Annotated in this window: 4 protein-coding genes; all 4 read left to right on the forward strand. The window is 54.9% G+C overall.

Annotation, left to right across the window (positions count from 1 at the left end; translation table 11 throughout):
• On the forward strand, nucleotides 1–307 hold a 307-nt coding region (locus IJT02_06820; protein ID MBQ7544640.1), incomplete at its 5' end, for a hypothetical protein.
• Entirely contained in the window at nucleotides 282–1,367 is a 1,086-nt protein-coding gene (locus IJT02_06825; protein MBQ7544641.1) for a Clp protease ClpP, read from the forward strand. The genes IJT02_06820 and IJT02_06825, both read left to right, overlap by 26 nt.
• Nucleotides 1,367–1,792 carry a hypothetical protein gene (locus tag IJT02_06830; protein MBQ7544642.1) on the forward strand — a complete coding sequence of 142 codons (426 nt, stop codon included), beginning with the start codon at nucleotides 1,367–1,369 and terminating at the stop codon, nucleotides 1,790–1,792. The genes IJT02_06825 and IJT02_06830 overlap by 1 nt, the downstream gene beginning before the upstream one ends.
• Nucleotides 1,789–2,853, forward strand: a complete 1,065-nt coding sequence (locus IJT02_06835; GenBank protein ID MBQ7544643.1) for a major capsid protein — start codon at nucleotides 1,789–1,791, stop codon at nucleotides 2,851–2,853. Before IJT02_06830 ends, IJT02_06835 begins: the two co-directional genes overlap by 4 nt.
• The last annotated feature ends 212 nt before the right edge of the window (nucleotides 2,854–3,065 follow it).

Consider the following 3,065-nt stretch of genomic DNA (forward strand, 5'->3'; position numbering starts at 1 on the left):
GAAAGCTCCGGGCTTCTTCGATGACCCGATGATACGTTATGCGTATTCGTGGGCGGATTGGACAGGCCCGAGTCAGGGACAGCTTGACCCCGTGAAAGAGGTGAAGGCCGCCATCCTGCGCGTGGAAAACGGTTTTAGCACGAGACAACGTGAGACAGCGGAGCTTACAGGCGGCGACTGGGAGCTGAATCACCGCCAGCGCGTCAAGGAAGAGAGGCTGAGACGCGAGGCAGGGTTCACGGCAACGCCCGGCGACGAGATAAAGGAGAGTGATGGCGAAAGTGTGGAAGGTAACAGCGAAGAGTGATAGCGAGGCTGAAATCCTGCTTTACGACGAGATTTCAGACCTTGAGGCCGACAATTGGGGGTTGATGAACGCCAAGGGCCTAATCAGCAAGATCAAGGCACTCGGCAACGTCAAGAACATAACCCTGCGGATAAACAGCGTCGGCGGTGATGTGTTCGAGGCACAGGCAATGTACAGCTACCTCAAGAGTCATCCCGCGAATGTAACGGTCAGGGTTGACGGACTTGCGGCTTCGGCGGCGAGCGTTGTAGCTATGGCGGGAAACAAGGTAATCATGCCCAGCAATGCCCTGATGATGATTCACAATCCGGCTGGCGGAGTGTGGGGCGAAGCCGAAGACATGCGCGACACAGCAGAGATTCTCGACAAAATCCGCGACACAATCGCGGGAGTGTATGTTGCCCGGACGGGGCTTGACCGCGAAAAGGTCATCGAGATGATGGACTCGGAGACGTGGATGACGGCAACCGAAGCGCACGAGCTGAAATTCTGCGATGAAGTCGAAGAAAACGTTGCGGTTGTTGCACTCGCAGTTCACGGCGGAACAATTTTTCAGAGCGGTTTCGGTTTCTCTCGCGTCGACGAACGCCTGAGCGCGAAAATGCCCGCCAACACCGTAAAAATCGTGCCCGCAAAAGCAGCAGAGAGCGAAAAAAAGGAGGATAAAACCGAAATGGATATAAAGAACGCGGCGGAACTGGAGAAAGCCTACCCCGATTTTGCCGGAGAAATCAGGAACACAGCCAGCGAAGAAGGCTACAATCGCGGTGTACAGGCCGAACGAGAGAGGCTGAAGGTCTTAGACAGCCTGAACGCGCCCGGACGTGAGGCAATAATCGCCAAAGCGAAGTACGAAGACCCGAAGGATGCCCGCGACATTGCGATTGAGCTTCTGCAGGCCAGCAACGCACAGGCACAGTTGACGGCTCTTCATCAGGATGCAGGAGCAATCAACGGAGCATTGCCGCCGGAAAAGTCCACGACCGAGCCTGACGATGACGAGAAAGCGGCCATAACAGCAATAGCCAGCGAACTTAACAGGATGAGGGGGTTCAAGTAATGGCAGACAAAACGCCGGTAACGCTGCAGTTAGTAAAGACAGAAGGCACAGTACCTCCGCCCGATGAACTTATTGCGGGCAATAGGGGGGCTGTGTACACGGACATCGTGAATGTTGCCGTCGCGGGGACATTCAAGCGCGGGACTCTGATGATGACGGGCACAGACGGCTATGTTGGAGCAACACAGGCAGGGCTTGCCACAGCCGCAGGAGTGTGCATTCTCTGCGACGACGTAACCATAGGCGAGAACGAATACGCCGAGACTCCCGCGTACTTTGAGGGAGAGTTCAACGACGCGCGGGTAATCTTCCCGTTTGAGGGCGAGGACGACGACCACGACGCACTGGTTGAGGCTATCCGCGAACCCTTGAGGCGGGCAAAAATATTCCTGAGACACTTCAACGAGAAAGGAGCTGCACTATGAAAGACTATTACGAGCCAAAAATGATAATGGGAGTCATCAAGGAGACGAAACCCCTGCGGACGTTCTTCAAGACACGGTTCTTCAGCAACCCCGTGATGTTCCCGACACCGAAGGTGTACTTTGAGTTTCAGGAGAGCAAGCGCAGGTTAGCACCTTACGTGAACCCCCGTATCGGAGCAGAAGACATCGGTCGCGACGAGTACGGCGTGAAGGACTACACCGCACCGCTGATTTCCCCGAAGCGCACAATCACGAACGATACGCTGATGCAGAAGCTCATCGGCGAGCCTACGTACAATTCCGGCCTGACACCTGCGGACAGAGCGGCCAAAATTGCGGCACAGGACATCCTCGACCTTCAGGACACTATCTGGCGACGCGAGGAATACATGTGTGCGCGCGTGAAGCAGGACGGCAGGCTGTCCATCAAGGGAAAAGGCGTGAATGATGTTGTGGATTACGGCTTCGAGAACATTGCAGTGCTTGACCCTTCGGACAGGTGGACAACGACATTTGACATAATGGGACAGCTCCAGAGCATAGCCCGCGAGATGCGCAAGGACGGGATTAATCCCGACATGCTGATTTTGGGGTCATCAGCGGCAAACATGCTCATGCAGAACGAACGCTACCTGAAGCTGCTCGACAACCGGCGCGTTGAAGTCGGAGAGATAAAGCCCGGCGAGCTGGAAAAAGGAGTCGGTTATCTCGGACGGCTGATAGTTCCGGGAGCTATCTTCGACCTGTATACCTATGAAGAATGGGTGCCTGATACTAACGACCTCGACGAGAACGGCGAACCGAAGCTGAAGCCGATAATTGATCCTGAGACGGTGATAATTCAGAACTCCGGCGAGAAGAACTCGATGCTTTACGGGGCAATCACGCGCATCGACAGATCGGGCCAGCACATAACCTACATGCGCGAGTATGTGCCTCACACATGGTTCACGGAGGAGCCTCCGCAGAGGTTCATATCGATTAGTTCGCGCCCCCTGCCAATGCCCCATGACTTGAAGTCTTGGTACGTGTTGAAGGGCGTAATCACAGGTGCGGCATGATTATTCTGAAGCATGGACGTTTTATTTCCGGCGCGAGAATATTTAGAGCGGGAGAAGTATTGCCGGATACTCCCGGAGTACAGGAGCTTGTGGGTAAGAGACTGGCAGAGGCAGTTGCGGAGGTCAAGGCAACGAAAGCCTCAAAGAAGCGCGAGCCCGAACCAGCACAGGAAAATGCTGAAGGCAATACATGACCTTTACGCGAGGGATGA

The organism is Synergistaceae bacterium (assembly GCA_017450125.1).
In the GTDB taxonomy this organism is placed as follows: domain Bacteria; phylum Synergistota; class Synergistia; order Synergistales; family Aminobacteriaceae; genus JAFUXM01.